The 26220-nt window shown below is 69.7% G+C and carries 24 protein-coding genes, 1 tRNA gene and 3 pseudogenes; 15 read left to right on the plus strand and 13 right to left on the minus strand.

Features of this window, described 5'->3' with window-relative positions; all coding sequences use genetic code 11:
* Nucleotides 1–14: 14 nt before the first annotated feature.
* The 6 genes from AB0L75_RS05130 (at nt 15) to AB0L75_RS05155 (ending at nt 4877) form a co-directional block, all read left to right on the plus strand.
* Entirely contained in the window at nt 15–569 is a 555-nt protein-coding gene (locus tag AB0L75_RS05130) for a hypothetical protein (protein ID WP_365175468.1), read from the plus strand.
* Nucleotides 570–597: 28 nt separating this feature from the next.
* Entirely contained in the window at nt 598–1209 is a 612-nt protein-coding gene (locus tag AB0L75_RS05135) for a hypothetical protein (protein WP_365175470.1), read from the plus strand.
* Nucleotides 1206–2393 carry a hypothetical protein gene (locus tag AB0L75_RS05140; protein WP_365175472.1) on the plus strand — a complete coding sequence of 396 codons (1188 nt, stop codon included), beginning with the start codon at nt 1206–1208 and terminating at the stop codon, nt 2391–2393. Before AB0L75_RS05135 ends, AB0L75_RS05140 begins: the two co-directional genes overlap by 4 nt.
* Nucleotides 2394–2398: 5 nt before the next feature.
* Nucleotides 2399–3004, plus strand: a complete 606-nt coding sequence (locus AB0L75_RS05145) for a hypothetical protein (protein ID WP_365175474.1) — start codon at nt 2399–2401, stop codon at nt 3002–3004.
* A gap of 127 nt (nt 3005–3131) precedes the next feature.
* Nucleotides 3132–4571: a WhiB family transcriptional regulator gene (locus tag AB0L75_RS05150; RefSeq protein ID WP_365175476.1), complete on the plus strand. Its 1440-nt coding sequence runs from the start codon at nt 3132–3134 to the stop codon at nt 4569–4571.
* Nucleotides 4572–4610: 39 nt separating this feature from the next.
* Nucleotides 4611–4877 carry a hypothetical protein gene (locus AB0L75_RS05155; RefSeq protein WP_365175478.1) on the plus strand — a complete coding sequence of 89 codons (267 nt, stop codon included), beginning with the start codon at nt 4611–4613 and terminating at the stop codon, nt 4875–4877.
* An 87-nt stretch (nt 4878–4964) separates the two neighbouring features.
* On the opposite strand, the gene AB0L75_RS05160 is transcribed toward AB0L75_RS05155, so the two are convergent.
* The 5 genes from AB0L75_RS05160 to AB0L75_RS05180 all read right to left on the minus strand — a co-directional run bounded on the left by AB0L75_RS05160 (nt 4965) and on the right by AB0L75_RS05180 (nt 10309).
* Nucleotides 4965–5414: a helix-turn-helix domain-containing protein gene (locus tag AB0L75_RS05160; protein WP_365175480.1), complete on the minus strand. Its 450-nt coding sequence runs from the start codon at nt 5412–5414 to the stop codon at nt 4965–4967.
* A 5-nt stretch (nt 5415–5419) separates the two neighbouring features.
* Nucleotides 5420–6589, minus strand: a complete 1170-nt coding sequence (dnaJ, locus tag AB0L75_RS05165) for a molecular chaperone DnaJ (protein WP_365175482.1) — start codon at nt 6587–6589, stop codon at nt 5420–5422.
* Between the two features lie 36 nt (nt 6590–6625).
* Entirely contained in the window at nt 6626–7351 is a 726-nt protein-coding gene (grpE, locus tag AB0L75_RS05170; RefSeq protein WP_365175484.1) for a nucleotide exchange factor GrpE, read from the minus strand.
* Nucleotides 7348–9195 carry a molecular chaperone DnaK gene (gene dnaK / locus AB0L75_RS05175; protein WP_365175486.1) on the minus strand — a complete coding sequence of 616 codons (1848 nt, stop codon included), beginning with the start codon at nt 9193–9195 and terminating at the stop codon, nt 7348–7350. Before dnaK ends, grpE begins: the two co-directional genes overlap by 4 nt.
* Before the next feature lie 94 nt (nt 9196–9289).
* Nucleotides 9290–10309: an MraY family glycosyltransferase gene (locus tag AB0L75_RS05180; protein ID WP_365175488.1), complete on the minus strand. Its 1020-nt coding sequence runs from the start codon at nt 10307–10309 to the stop codon at nt 9290–9292.
* A gap of 188 nt (nt 10310–10497) precedes the next feature.
* On the opposite strand from AB0L75_RS05180, the gene AB0L75_RS05185 reads away from it, so the two are divergent.
* The gene (locus AB0L75_RS05185; protein ID WP_365175490.1) at nt 10498–12765 is read left to right on the plus strand and encodes a (Fe-S)-binding protein; all 2268 of its coding nucleotides are present in this window, start codon (nt 10498–10500) and stop codon (nt 12763–12765) included.
* Nucleotides 12766–12875: 110 nt separating this feature from the next.
* On the opposite strand, the gene AB0L75_RS05190 is transcribed toward AB0L75_RS05185, so the two are convergent.
* The 4 genes from AB0L75_RS05190 to AB0L75_RS05205 form a co-directional block, all read right to left on the minus strand.
* Entirely contained in the window at nt 12876–14798 is a 1923-nt protein-coding gene (locus AB0L75_RS05190) for an FG-GAP-like repeat-containing protein (RefSeq protein ID WP_365175492.1), read from the minus strand.
* A gap of 320 nt (nt 14799–15118) precedes the next feature.
* Complete coding sequence (locus AB0L75_RS05195; RefSeq protein WP_365175494.1) at nt 15119–15781, minus strand: DUF4232 domain-containing protein; 663 nt, start codon at nt 15779–15781, stop codon at nt 15119–15121.
* A 183-nt stretch (nt 15782–15964) separates the two neighbouring features.
* Nucleotides 15965–16339 (minus strand): YrdB family protein, encoded by a 375-nt coding sequence (locus tag AB0L75_RS05200; RefSeq protein ID WP_365175496.1) that lies wholly within the window; start codon nt 16337–16339, stop codon nt 15965–15967.
* A gap of 174 nt (nt 16340–16513) precedes the next feature.
* A complete protein-coding gene (locus AB0L75_RS05205) occupies nt 16514–16837 on the minus strand; it encodes an antibiotic biosynthesis monooxygenase (RefSeq protein ID WP_365175498.1) in 324 nt (107 codons plus the stop codon).
* A 260-nt stretch (nt 16838–17097) separates the two neighbouring features.
* On the opposite strand from AB0L75_RS05205, the gene AB0L75_RS05210 reads away from it, so the two are divergent.
* The gene (locus AB0L75_RS05210; protein WP_365175500.1) at nt 17098–18192 is read left to right on the plus strand and encodes a YIP1 family protein; all 1095 of its coding nucleotides are present in this window, start codon (nt 17098–17100) and stop codon (nt 18190–18192) included.
* 105 nt (nt 18193–18297) lie between these two features.
* Here the strand turns inward: AB0L75_RS05210 and AB0L75_RS05215 are convergent, their stop codons facing one another.
* Together AB0L75_RS05215 and dcd are read right to left on the minus strand one after the other, a co-directional pair.
* The gene (locus AB0L75_RS05215; protein ID WP_365175502.1) at nt 18298–18804 is read right to left on the minus strand and encodes a phosphoribosyltransferase; all 507 of its coding nucleotides are present in this window, start codon (nt 18802–18804) and stop codon (nt 18298–18300) included.
* Nucleotides 18805–18817: 13 nt separating this feature from the next.
* Nucleotides 18818–19393 (minus strand): dCTP deaminase, encoded by a 576-nt coding sequence (gene dcd, locus AB0L75_RS05220; RefSeq protein WP_365175504.1) that lies wholly within the window; start codon nt 19391–19393, stop codon nt 18818–18820.
* A gap of 577 nt (nt 19394–19970) precedes the next feature.
* On the opposite strand from dcd, the gene AB0L75_RS05225 reads away from it, so the two are divergent.
* The 3 genes and pseudogenes from AB0L75_RS05225 to AB0L75_RS05235 form a co-directional block, all read left to right on the plus strand.
* A tRNA-Gly gene (locus AB0L75_RS05225) sits at nt 19971–20044 on the plus strand.
* A gap of 376 nt (nt 20045–20420) precedes the next feature.
* Nucleotides 20421–20651, plus strand: a complete 231-nt coding sequence (locus AB0L75_RS05230; protein ID WP_365175506.1) for a hypothetical protein — start codon at nt 20421–20423, stop codon at nt 20649–20651.
* A pseudogene (locus AB0L75_RS05235) lies at nt 20573–21316 on the plus strand (ABC transporter substrate-binding protein); the annotation flags it as partial. The gene AB0L75_RS05230 and the pseudogene AB0L75_RS05235, both read left to right, overlap by 79 nt.
* 210 nt (nt 21317–21526) lie before the next feature.
* Here AB0L75_RS05235 and AB0L75_RS05240 read toward each other — a convergent pair.
* On the minus strand, nt 21527–21784 hold the full coding sequence (locus tag AB0L75_RS05240) for a hypothetical protein (protein WP_365176488.1): 258 nt from the start codon (nt 21782–21784) through the stop codon (nt 21527–21529).
* On the opposite strand from AB0L75_RS05240, the pseudogene AB0L75_RS05245 reads away from it, so the two are divergent.
* A pseudogene (locus AB0L75_RS05245) lies at nt 21717–21976 on the plus strand (glutaredoxin domain-containing protein); the annotation flags it as partial. The gene AB0L75_RS05240 and the pseudogene AB0L75_RS05245 overlap by 68 nt on opposite strands.
* Before the next feature lie 147 nt (nt 21977–22123).
* Here the strand turns inward: AB0L75_RS05245 and AB0L75_RS05250 are convergent.
* Nucleotides 22124–23902 (minus strand): LPXTG cell wall anchor domain-containing protein, encoded by a 1779-nt coding sequence (locus AB0L75_RS05250; protein WP_365175508.1) that lies wholly within the window; start codon nt 23900–23902, stop codon nt 22124–22126.
* Nucleotides 23903–24331: 429 nt separating this feature from the next.
* Here AB0L75_RS05250 and AB0L75_RS05255 point away from each other — a divergent pair.
* The 3 genes and pseudogenes from AB0L75_RS05255 to AB0L75_RS05265 form a co-directional block, all read left to right on the plus strand.
* A pseudogene (locus AB0L75_RS05255) lies at nt 24332–24607 on the plus strand (hypothetical protein); the annotation flags it as partial.
* Nucleotides 24608–24748: 141 nt separating this feature from the next.
* Nucleotides 24749–25279, plus strand: coding sequence for a SigE family RNA polymerase sigma factor (locus AB0L75_RS05260; RefSeq protein ID WP_365175510.1), 531 nt, complete (start codon nt 24749–24751; stop codon nt 25277–25279).
* Entirely contained in the window at nt 25276–26061 is a 786-nt protein-coding gene (locus AB0L75_RS05265; RefSeq protein ID WP_365175512.1) for a hypothetical protein, read from the plus strand. Before AB0L75_RS05260 ends, AB0L75_RS05265 begins: the two co-directional genes overlap by 4 nt.
* Nucleotides 26062–26220: the final 159 nt, after the last annotated feature.

Genomic DNA, 26220 nt, shown 5'->3' on the forward strand with positions numbered 1-26220 from the left:
CGAGGAGCCACTCCATGCCCGTCCTGACCGCCTCCCGCACCCCGGCACAGCTGCTGGCGGAGCTGGAGCGGCTCGTCGAGGTGGACTGGTCCACGGTGTGGGGCGGGGTGCCGGAGGAAGCGGACCAGCGCGCCTCCTGGTGCGCTGCACTCGGCTGGCGGCCGCTGTGGTTCCAGGCTGGTTTGTGGGTGCGCACGGCCGGTGGCAGCCGCCTGCACGTGGCCACGTCCGCTCCCGGGCGCCCGGTGACCGGGGTCGGACACACACTGTGGGCGGCCCGAGCCCGCGACACCGACGAGAACGACCGGGTCGCCGAACTGTCCCTGAACCACTTCACGGCCCACCTCACCGCCTTGCGCAGCGTCATGGGCGAGCCCGCCTTGAACGACACCTGGGCGGGCCACGTGGCAATCTGGCGCTTCCGCACTCCGGGTGCACCGATCTTCGAACTGGGGTTGATGCTCGGGCTGGGTTCCCAGACGGCTCCCGCCCCGGCCGATGCGAGGATCGGACTGATATGCCACAACCCTCTGGAGCAGCCCACGCCCGGACCGGGCCGGCGAATCTGAGGGATGAGAAAGGAATTCGGGAGCAGACATGTCCACCTTGCTGATCGACGAATCACCGCAGCGGTTGGCCACCGAGCTGACCGGCCTGGAGCACGTTGACTGGCCTGCGGTCTGGGCCGGCCCGCCCGCCCCCGGCCAGGCCCTGGACGACTGGTGCGCCCTGTTCGGCTGGAGTCCCCTGCCCGAGGACCGAGTCCTCTCCGTACGCACCTCTACCGGCGGCCAACTGACCCTCACCCCGGTCGTCGGAGGCGGTTGGAGCCCGGTGCAGTCCCTCGGCTGGACCACCTGGCAGGTGCAGGCGGACAGTCCCGAAGAGAACGAGCATGTGCTGGACATCGCCGCCGATGCCTGGCCGGCCTACGAGACGGCAGCCAGGGAGGTGCTTGGCACACCGGCCTTCTCCGGCGCGTGGGACGCATCCGACTTCCCCGAGCCCGACGGCCCTTCTCGCTGGCTCCCGTCCCGCGAGCGGCGCCTGCGGACCCGCAACCCGTACCGGCTCGCGACCTGGCGGAGCACGGACCCGGAAGGCCCGGTCGTCGTCCTGAAGGCGTTCGGCGGCGGCGTCACCTCCACGGGCGTGGGCCGACGCGGCGTCATGATCAGCCTGAACTGCTATCCCCAGGAGCTGGAGTGAGCGAGGTCACCACCGCCGAGACAGCTACGGAGCGAGCGCTGAAGCGGCAACGGGAGGCTGGCGCGCCGCTCCCCGAGGAGGAGGTGGAGCGCGTCACCGACATGATCCTCGCGGGGGCCGCCGAGGCGGGGAGCGTCGAGGAGTACGTCCTCGAGTACGTCAAAGAGCTCGACGTCCGGCCATCGCGCCCAGGCATGAAGTCGGCCTTCTGGTCCCACGGCATTCCGCACCCGGACCTGCCGCCGGACCAGGTGCTGAGCAACCAGTACATAGCCGAAATCTGGTCCGAGGACGAGAACGCGATCGAGAAGGGTGCAGCGCGCTATCTGGAGGGCACGCCGGGCGGACAACTTCTGGACAAACTCCATCTTTGGCGGCGGGAAGTACAGGAGGTCCTGCTGCTCGACGAGGCCAGCGGCAACGCCCTGGCCCGGAAGGCCTGGGCCGCGCTGTCCGAGCAGTACGCCAAGAGCGTGGACGGTGAGGCCATCGCGTTCACCGCGACCATGGCCCCGTGGAGCGTCGCGTACGAGACGGAAATGCCCCAGCTGCGCAAGGTAACGGGCCCCGAGAACATTCAGTTCGCGTACGACCTTCCGGAGGATGTGCTCAAGGTGCTTCCCCCGGAGACGCAGCAGTTGCTCTCGGACGGGGCGATCCGCTCACACCTGCACTTCTTCGCTCCCGACGCTGACAACCCGCCGAACCAGAAGTACTGGGCCGCCGGCTATCTGGATCTGGACCACCTCCGATCCCTTCCCTCCGCCGAGGCCCAACGCGCCGCCGTACTTGAAGTGTGCGCGCGCGTAGCACAGTTGGACGGCCGTGACGTCGCCGCAGAGCAGTTCACCGAAGAGGTCCTGAGCCTGCGTACGGAGCAGGAGGCGACGTTCCCCGGTGTGGAGGAACAGCAGCCCGCAGCAGCCCTTACCGAGCAGACGGCGCAAACCTCGCCGGCGCTCAAGTTGCAGCAGGCGCCACAAGCGCAGGAGCAGACGCAGGGACCAGAGCAAGCGGAACCCGCCGAAGCTCCTGTCAGTGGTTTCCACGGGGTCAACTGGATGCCGGGCGTCGCCGTGGAGGCCCGCCAGGTCGTCGTCCCGGCTGGACACTCAGGTCCCGTCGAGCCCGCCCAGACGCTCCCCACCCCGGCCAAGGCGCACAGCACGGGGATCGGAGAGTGAGCCGCATGAGCCCTGAGCAACCCCTCCGCCGTCTCCTGCGCCAGGACAAGAACGACCCCTGGGCCGTCCGTCTCCTGCCCCGCCTCGTGTTCGGCGTCGCCGTCGTCTACACCCTGTTCACCATCGCCGCCCGGAGCGGCTCCTCCTTCGTCGCGATCTGCGCGCTGGCGTTCCTCGGCGCGGTCATCTGGCTGCTCCGCCGCCGCACCCAGCTCCTGCTGGCGCTCGGCACGACCACGCTCACCGTCGCGTTCACCGGATACTTCTGCGCGGTGGGCGACTCAGCACGCATGAACACGGACGCGGTCGTCTCGGGCCAGGCCGTCTTCGGCTACTGGGCGCTCACCGGCATGGCTCTCCTCGGTGCCTGGATGGTGAAGGCACACCCGGGACGGCGGGGAGTGACCGTGTTCCTCGCGGACGTGATCCTGGTCATCGCCTCGATTGTCGGGATGTTCACGCCGGAGGCCGGCGTCCCGCTGGGACTTCTCGGCGTCCTGGGGGTGCTGGCGCTCCGTGGCGGCACGGTGAAGTCGCTGCTCGCGCGGGTGCGAAGGCTCTCACCCACGGGCACGGACCGCGCAAAGGCCACTAAATCGGGGGATAGTTGAGGCCGCTGTGAACGTTCTGTCGCGTCACTGTCTCAGCTCTGTACACGATTTGAAGATGCGTTGCACGGCTTTTGCACGGTGTTTTAGAGTCCCCCACGCTCAAAGATCACCACGGGGGACTTCAGACATGCGCCTGGCACGTCCTACGACGCTGCCCGCACTGCCCACGCCACGCGCGCGTGAGCGGCATCGGGGGCCGTACATACCTGACGCGGCACTGCCCTGCCGCCGCCGCCCGGACGTCTTCCAGCACCCGCTGCTGGAGAACGCGCCGGACACGGCGGGGGTTCCCGGCAGCCCGCCGGAACAGCGCCGCCAGCATCTCGTCCTGCTGCGCACCGCCAGCGACCTGTGCGCCTCCTGCCCGCTGTGGGCCGAGTGCCTCCAGGACGCGGTGGCCTACGCCGAGCCGTACGGCTACGCGGCGGCGACCACCCCGGAGGACCGGCGCCGGATGCGCCGCGCGCTCGGTGTCGGCGACGCCTCGGGCGATCTGCCGACCCGGGTCGCTGACGGCGCCGAGGACCAGGCGCGGCGGCTGGCCCGGGTGCGCTCGCGCACCGCCGAAACGATCCTTCACCGCGCCGGCGGCCATGGCCTGCCCACCCTGGAGCAGATCCTCGACGCCTTCGACCTCCTCCAGGACGCACCACCGCGCGGCCCCGAGGAGCCGGGGCACCCCTCGGCCGATCCGGCACAGCCGGCCCACGAGCGCACACGGACACCCAGAGCAGAACGACCCGGGCCGCCCGGGCACACGGAAAGCGGGAACGAGCACATGGCAGCGGCCGGGGGCGGTCAGCGGATCGCCTTCTCCTACGAGGATCCCGCCCAGGCCGTACGGCAGGCGCTGCTCGGTCCGCTGGTGCGCACCACCCTGCCCGCGCTGGCCAGCCTGGAGCAGTTCGTCGCGATGCTGGTGTGCCTGCCGGGCAGCGAGGTGAGCCCGGAGACGCTCGGCGAGGTCCAGGCCGTGCGCGCCGCCGTGGCCTCCCTCGTGCCCGAGGAGGACGGCGACCACACCGCGGCCCGGCCCCGTCCGCTCAGCGGATCCATCTCGGTCGAACTCGCCACCAAGGACCCCGTGGCGGCGCTGCGCCACGATGTCCTCCACCCGCTGCTGCGCGAACTGGCCGTCGGCCTCGGCAACATCGAGAAGGTGGCGACGATGCTGGCCGCCACGGCGGACGGCGACGACAGCCTGCTGACGACCATCCGCTCGGCCCTGCACAAGCTGCGCGCCCACCTGCCGCACCCGGCCCCCGTGGACGAACCCGTCGGCCGCGGCACGGGGACGGCCGCCCCGGAGCCGCGCCGCCGTCCGCCGACCGCGCCCAGCATCCGCGCCGCCGTGGAGCGGGCGGTGGAGGCGTTCCCCGGGCCGTTCTCCGCCCGCGATGTGCGGCGTGCGCTGCCGCCGGGCGTCTACGGCGAGCCGTCCAAGACGATCAGCAACGTCCTGTCCGCCCTGGTCAAGGCGGGCCGCCTGCAACGGCTCTCGCGCGGTACCTACGCGCGGGCCGGGCACGCGGGCCCCGCCGGACCAGGTGCGCCGAGGATCGCCTGACCCTTCCGCCCCAGCCCGCCCGCACCTTCCGAGGATCCGATGACCGAACCGACGCCGCCGCCCCCCGCCCCGGGCACCGCCTCCGATGCCCAGGTCCACGTCTTCTCCCCCAACGCCGCGCTCGTCGACGGCGTCCCGGTCACCGCGCCGCCCTACGGCGACATCCAGGACGTCGTCCTGACGATCCTGCAGGAACGCGCCCGGCAGCTCGGCGGGCCCACCCCGGCCAGCATCACCGACAACCGCTACGGCGGCGCCATCCGCCTGCTGGTCCATCCGGACGGCTCCACGGAGCAACTGGGCTGACCGACAGCTGTCTGGGCACAGGGAAAGGGCCGGCAGAATCGCTTCTGCCGGCCCCTGCCGTGTGTGGCCCCCAGTCCGCGTCCCGGGTCAGTCCTTCTGCTGCCGCTTCGGCCGCCACACCACCAGCGCGCTGGTCTGCTGGACCTCCTGGTACGGGACCAGGTCGCGGCGGTAGGAGGCGTGGACCGCGGCCTCGCGCTGCTGCATCGCGGCCGCCGCGCCGTCCAGGGCCGCCTCCAGCTCCGCGACACGGGACTGCAGGGCGGCGACCTGGTTCTCCAGTTCGATGATGCGCTTGATGCCGGCCAGGTTGATGCCCTCGTCCTGCGACAACTGCTGGACGGTGCGCAGCAGTTCGATGTCGCGGGCCGAGTAGCGGCGGCCCCGACCGGCGGTCCGGTCCGGGGAGACCAGGCCCAGGCGGTCGTACTGGCGCAGCGTCTGCGGGTGCAGGCCGGAGAGCTGGGCCGCCACCGAGATGACGTAGACCGGGGTCTCCTCGGTCAGTTCATACGGGTTACGTCGACGGCCGTCCATCTCTCTCAGTCTCCCTTCGCGGCCTCGAACAGCTCCGCACGCGGATCCTCGCCCGCGGTCGCCTCGCGATACGCCTCGAGCGCATCACGAGCCTTCCCCGACAGGTCCACGGGGACACGCACCTCGACGGTGACCAGCAGATCGCCGCGGGTGCCGTCCTTGCGGACCGCGCCCTTGCCCCGGGCGCGCATCGTCCGGCCGTTGGGTGTGCCCGGCGGCAGCTTCAGGGTGACGGCCGGGCCGCCGAGCGTCGGCACCCGCACCTCGCCGCCGAGGGCCGCCTCGGTGAACGTGACCGGCACCGTGACCGTGAGGTTGTCGCCCTTGCGGCCGAACACCGGGTGCTCCCCGACGTGCACGACCACATACAGGTCGCCCGCCGGGCCGCCCCGCTCGCCGGGCGCGCCCTTGCCGCGCAGCCGGATCCGCTGCCCGTCGGTGACGCCCGCCGGGATACGGACCTGCATCGTGCGGGACGACTTCGCGCGGCCGCTGCCCTTGCACTCCATGCAGGGGTGCTCGGCGATCAGGCCGCGCCCCTTGCAGTCGGGGCAGGGGTCGGTGAGCGAGAAGCCGCCGCCGGAGCCCCGCGCCACCTGCCCGGTGCCGACGCAGGTCGGGCACACGCGCGGTGTGCCGTTCTTGTCGCCGGTGCCGGAGCAGGCCTTGCAGGGCGCCTGGGAGGACATCCTGAGGGGCACCGTGGCGCCCTCGATGGCCTCCGTGAAGCTCAGCGTGACCTCGGACTCGATGTCCTGGCCGCGCCGCGGCTGGGTCCGTGTGCCGGTGGCGCCGCCACGGTTGAACAGGCCCCCGAAGACGTCACCGATTCCACCGCCGAAGCCTCCGCCCTGGGTGTTTCCGGCACCTCCGAAGAGGTCGCCCAGGTCGAAGTTGAAGGAGCCGCCGGCGCCCGGCCCGGGGCGGAAGCCGCCGTTGCCGAACAGGGCGCGTGCCTCGTCGTACTCCTTGCGCTTCTTGGGGTCGCCGAGCACGTCGTTCGCCTCGGAGATCTCCTTGAAGCGCTCCTCGGCCTTGGCGTTGCCCTTGTTGGCGTCCGGGTGGAACTCGCGGGCGAGCTTCCGGTACGCCTTCTTGATCTCGGCCTCGGTGGCGTCCTTGGGGACGCCGAGGACCTTGTAGTAGTCCTTCTCGATGAAGTCCTTGGTGCTCATCCCCGACGTCCCTCCTTCCCCTCTGGTGTCTTCACGTCAGCCCTCGTCCGGGCCACCGTTCTCCTTGTCGCCGGCGGAGCCGGTGGAGCTGTTGGAGCTGTTGGAGCTGGTGGAGCTGGTCGAGCCGGTGGAGTCGGCCTGCTTCGCCTCGGCCTTGTCCTCGGCGCCCTCGGCCTTGACGGTCTGCGCGCCGGGCTGCGGCTCGGCCACGGCCACCCGCGCCGGGCGGATGGTGCGCTCGCCGATGCGATACCCGGGCTGCAGGATGGCCACGCAGGTCGTCTCGGTGACGTCCGGCGCGTAGCTGTGCATCAGGGCCTCGTGGATGGTCGGGTCGAAGGGCTCGCCCTCCTTGCCGAACTGCTGCAGGCCCATCTTCGCCGCGACGGTCTCCAGCGACTCGCCCACCGACTTGAAGCCGCCGACCAGCTCGCCGTGCTCCCGCGCGCGGCCGATGTCGTCGAGCACCGGCAGCAGCTCGGTCAGGAGGTTCGCGATGGCGATCTCCTTGACCGCGGTCCGGTCGCGCTCGACCCGGCGGCGGTAGTTCTGGTACTCGGCCTGGAGCCGCTGGAGGTCCAACGTGCGCTCGTTCAGCGCCGTACGCACCTGGTCCAGCTGGGCCACCAGGCCCACATCTGCGGTTCCGTCCCCGGCCGGGGCCGCCCCCTCCTCGGGGGCGGCCTTCGACTCGGCGTCGTCGGGGTTCGCGCCGGAGGGGACGTCGGGCTTCTCCTCGAAGCCCGGGGTCTCCTCCGTCACGCGGCACCGTCCTTGCGCTCGTCGTCGACGATCTCGGCGTCGACGACGTCGTCGTCGGCGGCCTTGGCGCCACCGGCGGCCGCACCCTCCGGACCGGCTGCCTGCCCGGCCTGGGCGTCGGCGTACATGGCCTGGCCCAGCTTCTGCGAGACGGCCGCGACCTTCTCGGTGGCGGTGCGGATCTCGGCGGTGTCCTCGCCCTTGAGCTTCTCCTTCAGCTCGCCGACGGCGGTCTCCACCTCGGTCTTGATCTCGCCCGGGACCTTGTCCTCGTTGTCCTTGAGGAACTTCTCGGTCTGGTAGACGAGCTGCTCGCCCTGGTTGCGGGTCTCAGCGGCCTCGCGGCGGCGGTGGTCCTCCTCCGCGTACTGCTCGGCCTCCTGGCGCATCCGGTCGACCTCGTCCTTCGGCAGCGAGGAGCCGCCGGTGACGGTCATCTTCTGCTCCTTGCCCGTGCCCAGGTCCTTGGCCGTGACGTGCATGATGCCGTTGGCGTCGATGTCGAAGGAGACCTCGATCTGCGGGACACCGCGCGGCGCCGGCGGCAGGCCGGTCAGCTCGAACATGCCGAGCTTCTTGTTGTACGCCGCGATCTCGCGCTCGCCCTGGTAGACCTGGATCTGCACGGACGGCTGGTTGTCCTCGGCCGTCGTGAAGATCTCGGAGCGCTTGGTCGGGATCGTGGTGTTGCGCTCGATCAGCTTGGTCATGATGCCGCCCTTGGTCTCGATACCGAGGGACAGCGGGGTGACGTCGAGCAGCAGGACGTCCTTGACCTCGCCCTTGAGGACACCGGCCTGGAGCGAGGCGCCGATGGCGACGACCTCGTCCGGGTTCACACCCTTGTTGGCCTCCTTGCCGCCGGTCAGCTCCTTGACCAGCTCGGCGACGGCGGGCATACGGGTGGAGCCACCGACGAGAACGACGTGGTCGATCTCGTTGATGGAGATGCCGGCGTCCTTGATGACGTTGTGGAACGGCGTCTTGCAGCGCTCCAGCAGGTCGGCCGTCAGCTGCTGGAACTGGGCGCGGGTGAGCTTCTCGTCCAGGTGCAGCGGGCCCTCGGCGGAGGCGGTGATGTACGGCAGGTTGATCGAGGTCTCGGTGGACGAGGACAGCTCGATCTTCGCCTTCTCGGCAGCCTCGCGCAGACGCTGCAGAGCCATCTTGTCCTTGCTCAGGTCCACGCCGTGGCCGGACTGGAACTGCTTGACCAGGAAGTCGACGACGCGCTGGTCCCAGTCGTCACCACCGAGGTGGTTGTCACCGTTGGTGGCCTTCACCTCGACGACGCCGTCGCCGATCTCCAGCAGGGACACGTCGAAGGTGCCGCCGCCGAGGTCGAAGACGAGGATCGTCTGGTCGTCCTTGTCGAGGCCGTACGCGAGCGCGGCCGCGGTGGGCTCGTTGACGATGCGAAGGACGTTGAGACCGGCGATCTCGCCGGCTTCCTTCGTCGCCTGGCGCTCGGAGTCGTTGAAGTAGGCCGGGACGGTGATGACCGCGTCGGTCACCTTCTCGCCCAGGTAGGCCTCGGCGTCCCGCTTCAGCTTCTGCAGGATGAAGGCGGAGATCTGCTGCGGGTTGAAGTCCTTGCCGTCGAGCTGGATCTTCCAGTCGGTGCCCATGTGGCGCTTCACCGAGCGGATGGTCCGGTCCACGTTCGTGACCGCCTGGCGCTTGGCGACCTCGCCGACGAGCACCTCGCCGTTCTTGGCGAAGGCGACGACGGACGGCGTGGTCCTGGCACCCTCGGCGTTGGTGATGACGGTGGGCTCGCCGCCCTCCAGAACGCTGACGACGGAGTTAGTCGTGCCCAGGTCGATGCCGACCGCACGTGCCATGGTTGATTCCTCCAGCTGACTTGAGTGGAACGGACTCAAGTGTGCATGACTCTCCCCGCTGGGTCAACAGACCTGAGTCAGCAGGACTCAAGTCTTATCCGTTCCTTACACGCAACTGGCCGCCGACCTGCGTCGATTCCACCGGTCGGGACTCCTGGGCAGGGATCCCAAGGAGTACGACGACCACCAGCAGCGCCCCTCCGGCCACCCACAGCACAGCCCCCTCCCCCGTCCACCCGGTGTGCACGAGCACCCCCACGAGCACCGAGGAGAAGGAGGCCGCACCCAGCAGGACGACCGAGCCCGGCGGGGTGAGCCCGAGCCGCCGCAGCCGGTGCACGAGATGGTCGGGGCCGCGCCGCATCAGCGGACGCCGGGCCAGCCCCCGGGCGAGGACCACGAGGACGGAGTCGGCGAGGGCCACCGCGCCGACGCAGAACACCACGGCCGCGCTCGGCCCGAGGTCGTACCCCGCGCGCGTGAAGACGAGCGAGGACGACAGCAGGAAGCCGGTGAACAGCGAGCCGCAGGCGCCGAGCCCGATCCGCGCGGGATGCCAGTTGTGCATCAGGAAGCCGGTGAGGGCGGCGGCGAGCACGCTCAGCAGGACGGCGAGCCCGTCCATCACCTCGGCGGCGGCGCAGGCCCCCACCCCGAAGGCGGTGACGACACCGACGGTGCCGGCCAGCCCGTCCGCGTGATCGAGCCCCTTGAAGGCCAGCGAGGCCACGACGATCCAGCCCAGGGCGAGGATCCCGCCCAGCACCCCCGTCTCGTCGTACGGCACCACACAGGCCGCCGCCACGGCCGTACCGGCGACGAGCACGCGGGCGCGCAGCCGCCAGACGTCGGCGACCAGGCCCAGCGCGGCGACCAGGGCGCCGGCCACGAGGAGCCGGTCGACCCCCTCCCCGAGGGGCGCGACCGCGGTCCACTGCCCGACCCCGGCGACGAGACAGGTGACGGTCACCACGGCGACCCCGCCGAGCAGCGGCTGGCGCCGGTGCAGGCGCCGGTCGACGATGCCCGCCCGCAGCGCGGGCACCCTGAGCAGCGCCGCGAGCAAGGCGGCGAGAAGGAGGGCTGCGGTGGCGGCGGCGATCCCGTAGAGCACAGCCCTAAGGTAGGGGCGAATGTAGCAATTCGGTATGAATAACACGATCCGATGACCCGTGGGATGATGCGCATCACCCCGCGCCCGGCTGCATCCCGACGGATGATGGGGGTAGTCTCAGACGGACTGAATAAGTTACTGCTTAGTAATGTCGCTCGGTTAAGTTCGAGGCCGCCCCAGGAGCCCCAATGCAACTCGCCGCGATCATCGTGTCGCTGGTCCTGATCGTGGTCGGCGTGGCACTGTTCGGCCGCGCCCTCCTGCAGATCTTCAACTTCATGAGGCTGGGCCAGTCGGTACCGGCCGGGACGCGGACCAACGATCCCACACAGCGCACCCTCACCGTGGCCAAGGAGTTCCTCGGCCACACCAGGATGAACCGCTGGGGCGTCGTAGGCGTGGCGCACTGGTTCGTGGCGGTGGGCTTCTTCTCGCTGCTGCTGACGATCGTCAACGCGATCGGCCAGCTGTTCCAGGCGGACTGGATCCTGCCGGTCATCGGCGACTGGGCGCCGTACAACGTCTTCGTCGAGTTCCTCGGCACGATGACGACGCTCGGCATCCTGACCCTCATCGTCATCCGGCAGCTGAGCAAGCCGAACAAGCCGGGCCGCAAGTCCCGCTTCGCCGGCTCCAACTTCGGCCAGGCGTACTTCGTCGAGGCCGTCATCCTCGTCGTCGGCATCTGCATCTTCATGCTGCACGCCCTGGAGGGCGCCCAGCACCACGTGGACGGCTACGAGACCTCCTTCTTCATCTCGTACCCGGTCGTCGCGTGGCTGAGGGGCATGGACGTCTCCACGCTCCAGAACCTCACCTACTTCTTCGCCGGCCTGAAGATCGCGACCTCCTTCATCTGGATGATCACGGTCGCCCTGAAGACCGACATGGGCGTGGCCTGGCACCGCTTCCTCGCCTTCCCGAACATCTGGTTCAAGCGCAACGCCGACGGTGAGACCTCCCTCGGCGCCCTGCTGCCGATGACCTCCGGCGGCAAGCCGATCGACTTCACCGACCCCGGTGACGACGACGTCTTCGGTGTCTCCCAGGTCGAGCAGTTCTCCTGGAAGGGCCTGCTGGACTTCTCCACCTGCACCGAGTGCGGCCGCTGCCAGTCGCAGTGCCCCGCGTGGAACACCGGCAAGCCGCTCTCCCCGAAGCTGCTGATCATGTCCCTGCGGGACCACGCCCACGCCAAGGCGCCGTACCTGCTGGCCGGCGGCGGCAAGACCATGGAGGGCGAGGAGAAGGCGTCCGAGGAGGCCCTGAAGGACGTCCCCGCCGCCGCTCTCGCCGAGGCCGAGCGCCCGCTGATCGGCACCGCCGAGGAGAACGGCGTCATCGACCCGGACGTCCTGTGGTCCTGCACCACCTGCGGCGCCTGTGTCGAGCAGTGCCCGGTGGACATCGAGCACGTCGACCACATCGTCGACATGCGCCGCTACCAGGTCATGATCGAATCGGCCTTCCCCTCCGAGGCGGGCACGATGCTCAAGAACCTGGAGAAGAAGGGCAACCCCTGGGGCCTGGCGAAGAAGCAGCGCCTGGAGTGGACCAAGGAGGTCGACTTCGAGATCCCGGTCGTCGGCAAGGACATCGAGGACCTCTCCGAGGTCGACTACCTCTACTGGGTCGGCTGCGCCGGCGCCCTGGAGGACCGCGCCAAGAAGACCACGAAGGCCTTCGCGGAGCTGCTGCACATCGCGGGCGTGAAGTTCGCGATCATGGGCGGCGACGAGAAGTGCACCGGTGACTCCGCCCGCCGCCTCGGCAACGAGCCCCTGTTCCAGGAACTCGGCATGGAGAACGTCGCCGCGCTGAACATGGCCTTCGGCGAGGACGACGAGGACGAGTCGACGAAGAAGCCGAAGTCGGCGAAGAAGATCGTCGCCACCTGCCCGCACTGCCTGAACACCCTCGGCAACGAGTACCCGCAGCTCGGCGGCGACTACGAGGTCATCCACCACACCCAGCTGCTCCAGCACCTGGTGGACGAGGGCAAGCTGATCCCGGTCACCCCGGTCGAGGGCATCATCACCTACCACGACCCCTGCTACCTGGGCCGCCACAACAAGATCTACACGCCCCCGCGCGAGATCATCGCAAGCGTCCCCGGCCTCCGGAACGAGGAGATGCACCGCCACAAGGAGCGCGGCTTCTGCTGCGGCGCCGGTGGTGCGCGCATGTGGATGGAGGAGCGGATCGGCAAGCGCATCAACAACGAGCGTGTCGACGAGGCCCTCTCGCTCAACCCCGACATCGTCTCGACGGCCTGCCCGTTCTGCCTCGTCATGCTCACGGACTCGGTGAACGGCAAGAAGAACGACGGCAAGGCCAAGGAGTCCATCCAGGTCGTGGACGTGGCCCAGCTGCTCCTCGACTCGGTGAAGACCCCGGTCGACCCGGCGGGCGAGACCGAGCCCGAGAACCAGCCGGAGCCCGAGCCGGTGAAGTAACCACGGCTCTACGACGTACGGCGCCCCCTGCCTTGCACAGGCAGGGGGCGCCGTCGTGTACGCGGGGACGGCTCACAAAGGAGCCGTACACCCGTTGCTCCTGGATGGCCTCAGGCGTGGGGAACCAGCTTCTGTTCGGTGCCGAGGTGGTCCTTGCCGGTGTCGGCGTACATCGTCGTCTCACCGTCGGACCAGCGGACGACCAGGTCGTCGGTGCGGTGGTTGGCCGTGAAGTTGCCGGTGGCCATCACCGTGTTGTGGGTCCACAGCTCGTTGTGGTCCTGGACGCGTGACTCGCTGCCGAGGGCGGAGGCGGAGGTGCCGACGTAGTTGTCGAGTTCGCCGTCCGACCACTGCACCATCAGGTCCCACTTCTGGTTGCCGGAGAACTCGCCGCTGGTGAGCAGGTTGGCGTGGGTCCAGGTGGTGTTGGCGGCCTTGAGCTTGTGCTCCTGTCCGAAGCTTCCCGCGCTCACATTGGTGTACAGCGTCAGCTCACCGTCGGACCAGCGCACCATCAGGTCGGTGACGTAGGACGAGGCGGTGAAGCGGCCGGCGGCGATCTGGGTGGCGTGCTGCCACGTCGTGTTGGCTCCGATCATCTGGGTGCCGGCCCAGTCGAGGCCCTTGGTGCCGACGTCGCCGTAGAGCGTGACCTCACCGTCGGACCAGCGGACCATCAGGTCGAACTGGTTGGATCCGGTGAAGTCGCCCGCGGTGATGGTCGCGGCATGGGCCCAGGTGGAGTTGGCCGCGAGCAGCTGCCGCTCGGTGATGAAATGGCCGTTGCCGTCGTTGGTGTAGAGGGTGACCTCGCCGTCGGTCCACACGACGATCAGGTCGCTGTGGCCGGTGCCGCTGAAGTCGCCCGCGGCCATGAGCTTGGCATGCTGCCAGGTGCTGCCGCTGCCCATGGAGTAGGGCAGGGTCGGCTGCTGGTAGGGGCCGTGGTCGGTGTGCAGGCCCTGCTGGGCGTCGTCGTAGTCCTGGAAGAACCGGTCGCCGTGCAACGGGCTGTAGGTGATCCGGTTGTACAGCGGGTCGCTGGGGCCCACATCGGGGCCGCCCTGCATGAAGCCACCCACGTTGCCGATGATCTCGCCGGTGTCGCCCGAGGGGTCGAACTTGGAGAACCACGGTCCGCCGGAGACTCCACCCCACATGCCGGCGCAGTCGATCTGCATCTGGTTGTAGGCGGGCAGCGGAGTCGTCGTGACATTCAGGCAGCGGAACGCACGGTCCTGCTTGTCGTACTTGACCATCGGATAACCGATCACGGTCACCTGATTGACGAACCCAGGCGTGCGAGCCAGGGTGTTGGCGCCCACGAGGTCCTGGACGTTCCGGCCGCCGTTGTCCTTGAGACTCGCGAAGGCGAAGTCCAGGTCGGAGTTGGCGCTCCGGTCCGAGGCGTACTGCGAGTCGCGGAACCACTCCTTGACCGGCCAGATCCCGTAAGGCTGGTCGCCCGCCGACTTGGTGTGGTCGTACATGGGCACGAACGCCGCGTTGCTGCCGACGCAGTGCCCGGCGGTGAGGATGAGGTTGTGCCCCGGGCTCTGCACGACGCTGGCCGTGCAGGTGTGGGCTGCCATGTCCTTTGTGGTGCTGAAGAGCATGCCGACGGACTTGATACCGCCGAAGTGCTTGTCGGGGGCCCCGGCGGCGACGGACCGTTTCCCGCGCGGCGCCGTCCAGCCCTTCGGCTGTGCGATACGGCCCGAGGGGTCGGTGGCCGAGGCCATGCGCTCGGGCGTCCAGAACCGGATGGCGTCCTGGACTGTCCAGTTGCCCTTGTCCTTGCCGTTGCCGTTGCCGCTCCCGTTGCCGTCGGCATGGGCGGTCGGCGACGGCGTGCCGGATGTCGAGGGCCGCGGCGCGGGGGCCGTCGTGCCGGTCGGTACCGGCTTGGCCGCCGCGGTTCCGGCGGGGGTCGGGGTCGGCGTGGCGGCCTGTGCTGTTGCGGCATGGCCCAGCAGCAGTGCGCCGCACAGCGCGGCCGCGGCAGCGAAACGTATTCGTGTGGTGCGCAAGTGAATTGACTCCAGATCAGGCATGTCGAGCGGCCGCCCGAGCTGTCAGTCGTACGAGACTCGGCCTCGGACTGAAGCGGGGCTGAAGCGGGGTATGAAGCGGAAGCGAAGCGGGACCGAAGCCGGACCGAAGACGGTCAAGTCCCCAACGACAACTGGGCGTGCCTGTACGGCGATTGCCCACCCTGGGCAGACGTGGCTACCTCAGACGACCTGGTCCACATCACAGCGCACCCCCCGATGCGTTCCCCCACTGCCGCCGAGAGGCGGCATCCACTCGACCGTGGTCGGCGGTCGCTGCCCTCATGATCGCATGCCGCCTACCGCAGCTTGGGCGCGCCCAGGCGAATGGTGTCGCAGAACACCGAGGGCACATGCCGGCCGTGTGAGTCGGTGATCTGCAGGGAGGTGCCGTAGTCGGTGGGCGCGGGGTGCGGTGGCCGCACCTGGATGCGCGGGTCGTCGTCGACCGGTATGGCGCAGGAGCCGTCAGCGGCAGGGGACGCGGGATAGAAGAGGGGGAAATCGGCCGTCATGTCATGGTTCAGCACCATCCGGACCGGCGCTTTCGCCTTCGGCTCCGACCAGACGGCCGGCCCTTTGCCCGCGTAGGCCTGAACATCCGGGTAGCCATTGAAGGTGCAGGGGGCGGCGCTGGTGTTGGTCGCGGTCAGCCGGGCCGTCGGTGACGTGGCCGACCGGCCGGCGAGGCGGGTCAGCTTCCAGTGCAGCTGCTCGGTCCGGCAGGCGGTCGCTCGTGGGGCGCCCGACGAGGCCGAGGGGTCCGAGGAGCCCGAGGGGGAGGCCGGCGTCCGTGACGGTTCGGTGGTCGTCGGTGGTGCGGTCGCCCGTGACGGGCCGGTTGCCGGCTGTGCGGCACCGTGGTCGCCGCCCCCGCCGCAGCCCGCAGCGGCCAGAACCACCGTGAGACCGATCGCCGAGACCGCTGCGGTCCGCCATGCCCGCCGTGTCCGCCGTGTCATGCGAACATCCCCCTGGTGAGGCCGCCCCTGCGGAGGCCGGGCGCCTCCGCTCCTGCCTCCCGGACAGGGAGATGCGAGCGCCCCCGAGCGGGTTCCCGGTCGCGCTGTACATGCCGTTTCCCGACTCGCGCCGTACATGCCGCGCACGTTGCGGTCGCGAGGTGGTCCTCGCGAGGGGCGCGCTCAGCGGCGGAAGATCTCGGCCAGCGCGGTGTTCCCGACCACGACGACTGCCATGGTCACGGCGGCTACGGGATGCCCGGCCCCGTACAGGGCCGCCGCTCCGCCTCCCAGCACCAGCGCCTTGACGACGAGCACGAGTGGCAGCCGCTGCCGCAGCCGCGCCCTCGGCGCCGCGAACAGGGACCACAGCACGATCGCCAGCAGGGGCGTCCCCACGCCGAGCAGCACCTGCGGGGCCAGGGCGTCGCCGGCGCCGAATCCCCACCAGCTCAGGCAGGCCAGCGCGGCGATCTCCAGGGCGAAGGCCAGGACCTCGTTGGCGGCGTACCAGCGCCGCTCATCGATCACTACCGTGACGCCGGGGCGTGTTGACATGGGGTCCTCTCGGTACGCCGGGACGTCGGTACGCCGGTGCACCCAGCATGCCAGGGCGCCCAGTCGCGCAGGCCCCGTTCACGCAAGCGCGGTCGGCACACCGACGGCGCCCCCTGCCCGCACGGACAGGGACCGCCGTCGGCGCGCCCGACTCCCCTCCTGCTAGGCCTCCTTCTACGCCTCCTTCGGCCCGGCCTGCTGCACCACCTCGAAGGACCACAGGGTGGAGCCGGAAGCCGCCGGCTTCGGGCGCTCGCCCTCGGCACCGCCCTGGTGCGCGGACTTCATCGGCCCCTCCATCCACGCCTGGAAGGACTCGTCGTCACGCCAGCGCGTGTAGACGAGGTAGGTGTCGGTGCCCTCGACGGGGCGCAGCAGCTCGAACCACTCGAAGCCGTCGGAGTTCTCCACCGCGTGGGCTCGCGAGGCGAACCGCTTCTCCAGCACCTCCCGCTGCTCGGCGGGCACGGTCAGCACGTTGATCTTCACTACGCTCATGGCACCATCCTGGCCCAGTCCACCGCGCCCGGCCGCACCGCCACCAGTAGTGACACCGGACACACCCTGCCCTCCGACGGCACGAAGACCACCACAACCGGTTCCCCTCCACCAGGGGCTCGCCGCACTACGGCCCCAACTTCGGGGACCGAGCACCGACTTCAGGAAACCTCCGGTCGCCGCCGCCGGGTGCCGCGCCGGTGAAACCGGGGGAAGTCCCTGATGAGCCCCTGGTCGAGCCGTTGACGGTCCCTTAGGGGATGTCACAGGTCGGCCGCAAAGCCGGGCCCGGACACCGGGGTCCGGCACGCCGCTCTCCGGGACCAGGTACGTTCGATGACGTGGCTGGATTCAGGATCGGACGCGGGGGCCGGGACAATCGCACCCCCCAAGGACAGCAGGCGCCGCAGGGACCGTCGTACGGCCGGCCCGGACCGCAGCACGGGCAGCCCGCGGGGCCGTCGTACGGGCAGCCCGCGGGGCCCTCGTACGGTTCCCCGCAGGCGCCGCAGCGGCCGTACCCGCAGCAGGGGCAGCAGCCGTCGTACCCCCGACAGGGCCCTCGGCAGAGCCCCCGGCAGGGACAGCCGTACGGCGGGCCGGGGCAGTCGTACGGCTATCCGGGCCCGGCCGACGACGGACCGGAGTACTTCGGCGACGACGGCGGCTACCCCTCCGACGCTCCGGGGCACGACCCCTACGCGGCCGACAGCCCTGGCCACACCCGTGCGTTCTCGATCGACGAGGCCGCCGGCTTCACCCAGGGCTCGACCTACCAGGCCGGCTCGGCCGCCGCTCCGGCCGCCCCGCTCGGCCCGCCGCTGCACTGGAAGGAGCTGCTGAAGGGGATCATCCTCGCCCCCAACCAGACCTTCCTGCGCATGCGGGACTACACGATGTGGGCCCCGGCGCTCATCACCACGTTCCTCTACGGCCTGCTCGCCGTCTTCGGTTTCGACGGCGCCCGCAAGGACGCGATCAGCGCGACGCTCTCCAACGCGGTGCCGATCGTGCTGATCACGGCGATCGTGATGGTGCTCGGCCTGTTCATCCTGGGCGTCGTCACCCACACCCTGGCCCGCCAGCTCGGCGGCGACGGCGCCTGGCAGCCGACGGTCGGCCTGTCCATGCTGATCACGGCCCTCACGGACGCGCCGCGCCTGCTGGTCGCCATGTTCGTCGGCGGCAACGCGACCTTCGTCCAGCTGCTCGGCTGGGCCACCTGGATCGGCGCGGCCGCCCTGCTGACCCTGATGGTCTCCCGCTCCCACGATCTGCCCTGGCCGAAGGCGGTGGGCGCGTCGGCGATCCAGCTGATCGCGCTGGTGTCGATAGTGAAGCTGGGCACGTTCTAGTCGCCCGGCAGACGAAAGGGGCCCCCGGCTGCCGTGCCGGGGGCCCCTTTCGCATACGCGGTTCACCTACGCGGTTCACGCACGCGGTTCACCTACGCGCTGATCTCAGGCGTCGAGAACCTGCCCGGCCCGCTGCACGACGGGCGGTTCGACGCTCCACGGGAAATTAATCCAGTCATCGGTGCGCTTCCACACATACTCGCACTTCACGAGGGAGTGGGACTTCTCATAGATCACCGCGGAGCGCACCTCGGCGACGGCGTCGAGGCAGAAGTCGCGTACGAGCTTCAGCGTCTTGCCGGTGTCGGCGACGTCGTCGGTGATCAGCACCTTCTTGTCGGAGAAGTCGATCGCGTTGGGGACGGGGGCGAGCATGACCGGCATTTCCAGGGTGGTCCCCACGCCGGTGTAGAACTCCACGTTCACCAGGTGGATGTTCTTGCAGTCGAGGGCGTACGCGAGCCCGCCCGCGACGAACACTCCGCCCCGGGCGATGCTCAGCACGATGTCGGGCTCGTACCCGTCGTCGGCGATGGTCTGCGCCAGCTCGCGGATGGCGCCGCCGAACCCCTCGTAGGTCAGGTTCTCCCGCACGCTCTGCGTGTCACTCATGCTGCTGCCGCCCTCACACCTGGGTCCGATGGAAATTGACGTAGGAACGCGAGGCGGTCGGCCCGCGCTGCCCCTGGTAACGGGAGCCGTAGCGCTCACTGCCGTACGGGAACTCGGCGGGCGAGGTCAGCCGGAACATGCACAGCTGGCCGATCTTCATCCCGGGCCAGAGCTTGATCGGCAGCGTGGCGAGATTGGACAGCTCAAGGGTGACGTGCCCGCTGAAGCCGGGGTCGATGAACCCGGCGGTGGAGTGCGTGACCAGCCCGAGCCGCCCGAGCGAACTCTTCCCCTCGAGCCGCGAGGCAAGATCGTCGGGAAGCGAGATGACCTCGTACGTCGAGGCGAGCACGAATTCCCCGGGATGGAGGATGAACGGCTCGTCCCCGTCCGGCTCGACCAGCCGGGTCAGATCGGTCTGCTCGACCGCGGGGTCGATGTGCGGGTACCGGTGGTTCTCGAACACCCGGAAGTACCGGTCCAGCCGTACGTCGATGCTCGACGGCTGCACCATGGTTTCGTCGTAGGGATCGATCCGTACCCGCCCGGCATCGATCTCGGCCCGGATGTCCTTGTCTGAGAGAAGCACGTAGCGAGGATACGCAAGGCGCGCGGAGCCGTGACAATCGTGACGACTCCGCGCGCCTGTGTTACCGCAGCGTGCTGTGTTACTGCTGCTTGCTTCTGTGACCGCTGCTGCCTGTCTGCTGCCGCTTCCGCCCCGCTAGCGCTTCTCCAGGGCGACCGGCACCACACTGCGGAGCCGGGCGCACCGGGGACACCTCATGAGCCGACCGGGGCCGAGTCGCTCGGCCTGCTGCATCGGGAACGAAGCGGTGCTGAAGACGTGCCCGTCCGCACAGCGGACGACGGTGCGTTCCATCAAGTCCCTTAAGTCCCTTCCCCAAGAGCCTCGTCGGGCTTACCGCGCCCTGACGACAAAAGCCACATTACGGGATCAAAGAGACGACCCTCCAGGCGGCACTCCGGCCTCACCCGACCCCTCCGCCAGGCCTTCACGGTACGCCCCAACTCGGCCCGCCCGCAGCCGGATCCCGCCCCTGAAACACACTCAGACCCCAGGGCCAGGGCACCAGGGGTCTGCGATGATGTACAGTGAGCAAGTGTCCGGACAGCACCTCCGCGAGGATCATGTCCGTACTTACGCGGGTGTAGTTTAATGGTAGAACATCAGCTTCCCAAGCTGAGAGCGCGAGTTCGATTCTCGTCACCCGCTCCAGAGAGAAACCCCAGGTCAGTGGCCTGGGGTTTGTTTGTTGTCTAATCCAATTTGCGGGTGTCGTGCCCTCCGCGTGCCCTAAGTCGAGGACGAGGGGTCACTGCAGAGGTGGTCGAATGCCACTTCGGCCACGTCAGCCCCAGATCGTCTCAAATGGCGAGACGCATTTCGCGTGACCTGCGTCACACTCCGTCGGGGTATGTCTGAAATCGCTTTGGCAAAGCCGCCGTTCACCCCGGGAGCCCGCGTGCGGCAGGGAGGAGCCAAGGCGCAACGCGTTAGACACACGTCAGCCGGCCGGGCCCCGGCGGTCACAGGCGCGTTGTCAGTGGGGCTCGCTACGCTTCCCGGGCAGCGTCAGGAACGGAGGCCGCGGATGGCCAGTTTCAACATCGACAGGAACGCCATCGAGAAGATGCAGCGAGAGCTCGCCAAGGAGTTCGAGCGGGCGGCTCGCAAGCATCCGATCCGCGTTCCCGTCGAGGCGGCAATCGATGAATCGCTGTCGGTGCAGGCGAATGCTGGCATGGCCGGCTGCTGCCCTACAAGCCCGCCGGGTTCTCAAAGCTGTACGACGCGTTCAAGGACCCACAGGGCGCGTGGATAGCCGTCAGGGTGAGCGCGTTCAGCTTCCTGTACGGAAAGGCGGCCGTGGGCTCGGACGCGCCCCGCAACCCGCTCGACCTGGTCGGCCCGAAGTGGAAGGGCGAGATCGCCTCCTCGTGCCCGCACGACGACGACGCCGCCCTGTATCTCTACACGCTGTACACCCGGACCTACGGCTGGGACTGGATCGCCAAGCTGGCTGCCCAGGACGTGCAGTTCGCCCGGGGCAGCAACTCGCCGGGGGTCGCCGTCTCCGCCGGGCAGAAGGCGATCGGCGTCGGCACCTCGGGCTCGGCAGTCCCCTCGTCCTCGTCCCCGTCGACGTGGGTGATCGCCGACGGGCACCCGTTCATGAGCTGGGGTCAGCGCGCGGCCATCCTGAAGCAGGCCAAGAACCCGACGGCCGCCAAGCTCTACCTCAACTGGCAGCTGTCTGCCGAGGTGCAGCAGCAATCCTTCAACGGCTGGTCGGTGCGCACCGACATCACTCCCCAGGGTGGTCTGAAGCCCATCTGGGAGTACCCCAACGGCCACCTGGACGGCTTCCCGAAGTTCATGGCCGACCGCGCCGAGGTGGAGCGCTGGAAGCAGACCTTCGCCCTGTACTTCGGCGAGGTCAAGGGCGACCCGAGCCCCGGCTGGCTCGGACTGCACCCGGGGGCCTGACCGCCGAGGGGTGCCGCCCGGCCCCGCACTCCCCGCGCGATGGGCCGGCGGCCCGGCAGTTCCTGGCCGTCATACAGGCGACGGACACAATCAGCGGCTCCGGCTCTGTCGATGCTCCTCCCCAGTACTCCAGTGCGGTCTCGTGATCTGTCTGGTGAGTTCGTCGGCGGATCGTCGTTGGTAGTGACAGCGTCGGGCTGCGGCCTGGTGTTATCTGCGCCAGTTGGACCAGTGCAGCAGCCTGGCTGTGCACGTGACCGGAGTGGTGAAGACGGCGGCGAGAAGGTCGCGGATCTCCGGGACGGTCACTGGGACAGGTGTGTTGGTGCGGCTGGGGTGGAGTGGGCCGATGGGCCGGTCCTGGTCGGCGCCGGCGGCAGGAGCGGTCAGGAAGGCCGGGGCACAACGCCGCAGCGCGTTCGACGGCCGGCCGGTCGTCTTCTGGCGACCCGGCTGCAAGTACTGCATGCGACTGCGCACCGGTTGGGCCGTAGCGCCCGCCAGGCGCACTGGGTCGACATCTGGCGCAACCCGGCTGGAGCCGCAGCGGTGAGGGCGGCCAACGACGGCAACGAAACCGTGCCAACCGTCATCTTGGCGGGCCAGCCGCACACCAACCCCGATCCTGCATGGGTGCGCGAGCAACTCTCCCGTGCGTGACGCGGGTCGGGGCCGGGACAGCCCTGGCCGGCGTGAGCGGTGGCCTGGCCGCCAGCCTCCGTCGGCATCGGCATCGGCGGCGGCCGACGGTCCGGCATGCACGCCATGGATGGCGGTGCTGCCGGGCCCTCGGCCGCCGGCGGGGGTTCACCTTGCGTGCGAGGCCCTGCTGCGGCGTTGGCGAAGCACCAGGACGGAGCCGGCGGCTATGGCCAGCAGGCCGCCGACGGCGCTGTAGGTGACGGCGTTGCTCATCCCGGTGGAAGCCAGGCCGCCGGCCGGGTTGCTCCGGTCCGGCCGGCCGAGAGGTGCGCCGGCCGCCGTGGCCTGCGCTCGGGTACCGATCGTGCCTGAGGCGGAGGCAACCGGCGCAGCGGCGGTCGGCGTGGGGGCAGGAGACGGGGTGCTGGTGCTGGTGGCCGCCGACGCGGGCTTCAGCTGGAGCGTCGTGATCGAGTACGGGGGCAGCTTCTGTGCAGCTGCCGTTCCCCGCGTCGCCGTGGTCAGGGCGGTACCGCCCTTGGTGTACGAAACGGTCCTGACCGTCCCTGGGGCCGGGGTGTATCCCTTGTAGGAGAGCGACACCTGCGCCGTGTTCTGCGGGTCCTTGTTGATCAGCATGACGTTCAGGCCGCCGTCCCTGCTGCGCACCGCGTGCACGGCGACCGACTGCTTGGCGGAGGACGCCTTGACCATGGTGTCGCCGGGCCTGGCCAGCGCGGTCAGCGAGCGGATGCCCCAGTAGGTGGGGAAGGGCGTCTCACGCGCCGGTTCGCAGTGCCCGCCGGCGCAGCTTCCGCTGGAGAGCACGCCCTGGTCCAGGTAGTCGGTCTCGCCGCCCACGGTGGTGGGTGCCTTGCCCATGCCGTTGTGCAGGTCCCACCAGTCGACGTTGACGGCGCCGTGTTCGAGCCAGTTCATGTACGTGTCCGACGCGAACAGGGCTGCGGCCTGGCTGGTGTTGGCCGGCGACTGGGTGCTGTCGGTCTCGGTGACCGCGATCTCGACCGAGGCGGCGTGCGCACCCGCGTACGTGTTGAGCAGCGAGCGCACCGCGGAGGTGACACCCGCGATCTGGGCGGGGGAGTTCAGCAGGTCCGCCGTGCTGGAAGCGCTCGGGTACGAGTGGATGATCGCGAAGTCGATCGACTTGCCGGCGATGGCGAGCACGGTGTGGTTCCAGTCGGCGGTGTCGCCCGGGGCCTTCGCCCCGTCCGGCCAGGATCCCGGAGTGTTGAGCACCGCTCCGATCTTCACCTTCGGGTCCACGGCCTTCATCGCCTTCGCGTAGGCGAGGAGGTTCTTCGCGTACTCCCTGGGGCTTTTGTCCGCGTGCTTGTCGACCTCCCATTTGCTGCCGTAGTACCCGTTGCCGGAGACCTCGTTGCCGATCTCCCAGTACTTCACGCCGTAGCCCTTGTCGACATTGGCGTACTTGACCCAGTCGGCGGCCTCCTGGGGCGTGCCGGAACCGTAGTTGGCGGTGATGATCGGCTGGGCGCCAACCCTCTTCGCGGTGGCCATGAAGTGGTCGAAGTCGGTACCGGGCGCGACCCAGCCGCCGTCTTCGAGGGTGTGGGTCTTCCAGTGGTAGGCGTCCGCGTAGGAGCCACCGGGATAGCGCAGCTGCCGGACCCCGGCGGCCTTCATCAGCGCCGACGCTGTGGTGTCGTTCAGGTGCGAGTCGTAGACCGCCGTGTTGAGGCCGACAGCGGTGCTGGGCAGCGTGCCCAGAGAGGTACCGGCATCCACCGTGATGTCCACGGTCGGCGCGGCGTTCGCGCTGAGCGCCAGGACGCCCGCGCCGGCCCCGGCCAGCAGGGCCGCCACCGTCCCCGCCACGATGTGGCGGCGCGTTCGGCTACGGCGGTGCGTACGGCCCCGAGGCATCGGCTGCTCGGTGGTTGTCGGGTCGTCAGGTGACACGTTGGGGCTCCCGATCGGAGTGCGTGGAGACGGGCGGCGTGGCGCAACTGACTGCGCCCGCCTTGCTTGGTGCACCCCTGAGTGGCCGCCCGGGACGGAAAGGTTGCCGCCGAATCCGATGTTCTTCAGATCCCTTTCGTGCCGTGCACCGGTCGCCGAGAAATCGGCGTCGGGGCGGCAACCTTCTCGTCCCCTGCGGCAACTGGGAGCCGGAAGGCCGAGTCGAACTACCGGATGGACGGGCATGAGGGCAACGAAGCACGCCGCGCCACAACCGTGGCGCAGGCGCGGACTGGTCATGGGCATTCCCTTGGGGCTACTGGCCGTCGGTGCGTTGGTTCTGCCTGGCCCTGACCGTCCTCACCGGGAGCGAAACCGGTGCCGGGCGGGCAGCCGACGCGCCCGCCGCAGATGCGCGGGCGACCGTGCACGATCGCCATCCGGTACAAGACCGGGTCCACCAAGTGGTGGTGCGGGATCCAGGTGATCGGCCACCGGAACCCGGTGGCCGCGCTGGAGGTGCGGACCGTCGGCGGCTGTCGGCGGCTGTCCCGCACCGACTGCTACTTCCTGTCCGCCGATGGCACCGGCTGTGGCGGGGCGCTCAGGATCACCGACGTCTACGGGGAGCAGCTGACCGTCGACGGCATCGCCGTGCGGCCGGACGTCGCGCAGCCGACCGGCGTCCAGTTCGCCCGGCATTGACCAGCCGGCCGGTCAGCCTTCACCGGCCCACAACCGAGCGCGAGCGCCGTTCGAATCCCGGGCTGGGCGCTGTTAGGCTGCGCCCCATTGTTAAACGCGCAACCAACGCGCACATCATTGCCAGGAGAGGGCGACCGGGGGATGGTCCTCGACGACGCGTCCGCGGAGTTCCACGAATTCTTCGAACGCCACTATGCCGAACTCGCCCGTCTAGCACACCTGCTGACCGGCGAGGCCGACGCGGCGGACGACCTCGCGGCGGATGCCCTGGTCGCCCTGTGGCAACGCTGGGACCGGTTGCGGCAGGCCGACCACCCGCTCGCCTACGCCCGCGGTGTGGTGGCCAACCTGGCGCGCGGACGGATCCGCAGCGCGGTGCGCGAGCGACTCCGGATCACACTCTTCTGGTCCCGCAGCCCCCAGAAGGTGGAGGGGCCGGACATGGCGGCCGTGCTGGACGTCCGCGCGGCGCTCGCCCGGCTGCCGTTCCGCAAGCGCGCCTGCGTGGTGCTGCGGCACGCCTTCGATCTGTCGGAGAAGGACACGGCGGTGGCGCTGGGCATATCGGTCGGTACGGTGAAGAGCCAGACCTCGAAGGGAATGGCCGAGCTGGAAAGGATTCTTGGCGCGCGAGCGGTCGGGGACCTGGTGGCAGGGAGGAGGAACCGGTGAACGAGGAGATCGCCCGTCGGCTGCGCGAGGCCGCCGAGGCCCACCGGCCCGACCGTGCGACGATGCTGGCCCGGGTGCAACGCGGCATGGCCGGCCCCACCGTCCGTCACCGCGCGCGGCCGTTCGCGAGGTCCGGTACCAGGGTCGCGCTCGCCGGGCTCGCCGCCACCGGCATCCTGGCGACCGGCGGCCTCGCCGTCGCCGCCATCGTCGCGCACTCGTCGCCGTCGCCCACCGTGACCACGCCTGCCACCCCGTCCCCGACCGCCGGCTCCCCGCACCCGACATCGGCCCGCCCCGCCCCTGTCGCGCCGGCCCCGGCCACCACCCCGGGCAGCTCGCGCCCAACTGCGCCGGTCACCAGTCCATCGCCGGCCGCCGGCGAGAGCCAGAACGGGGCACTGCGGTCGGCCGGCTCGGTGGACCCGCACAGCACCGTCTACTGGACACAGAGCAACCTCGCTCTCAAGACGACCCAGCCGCTCACCTCGCTCACGATCGAGATGCGGATCGTGCAGACCGGCGGGGTGCGGAACACCGGCACCTGGCAGACGCTGCCGAGTGCTGACTTCACCGTCACCGCTCAGGAGGCCGGCGGCACGCTGGTCTACCGCTGGGTCCTCAAGCCGGGCGTGACTGTGCCGGCCGGGAGCTTTGAGTTCGCCGCCCAGTTCAACCACGCCACCGGCGTGCGCAGTGCCGCGGGCGACGGCTACCGCGTCGACGCGCAGGGTACGGGCGGCTCCGCGTCGGTCCGGGGAGGGTTCGTCCCGACCCGGTGAACGCCGCTGTGCGGCAAGGGGGCGAGTCCCTTGCCGCACAGCTCGATGGTCGAGGAGAGCCGCGTGGAAATTCCTCCCTCGATCACGGCAACCTTTGTGCACGTGGCGGCAACTGGCGGGTAACCAGGGCCGGATCAAGGCCCGTTGTGCCAGAAGGAC

This window comes from Streptomyces sp. NPDC052101 (assembly GCF_040680235.1).
Lineage (GTDB): Bacteria > Actinomycetota > Actinomycetes > Streptomycetales > Streptomycetaceae > Streptomyces.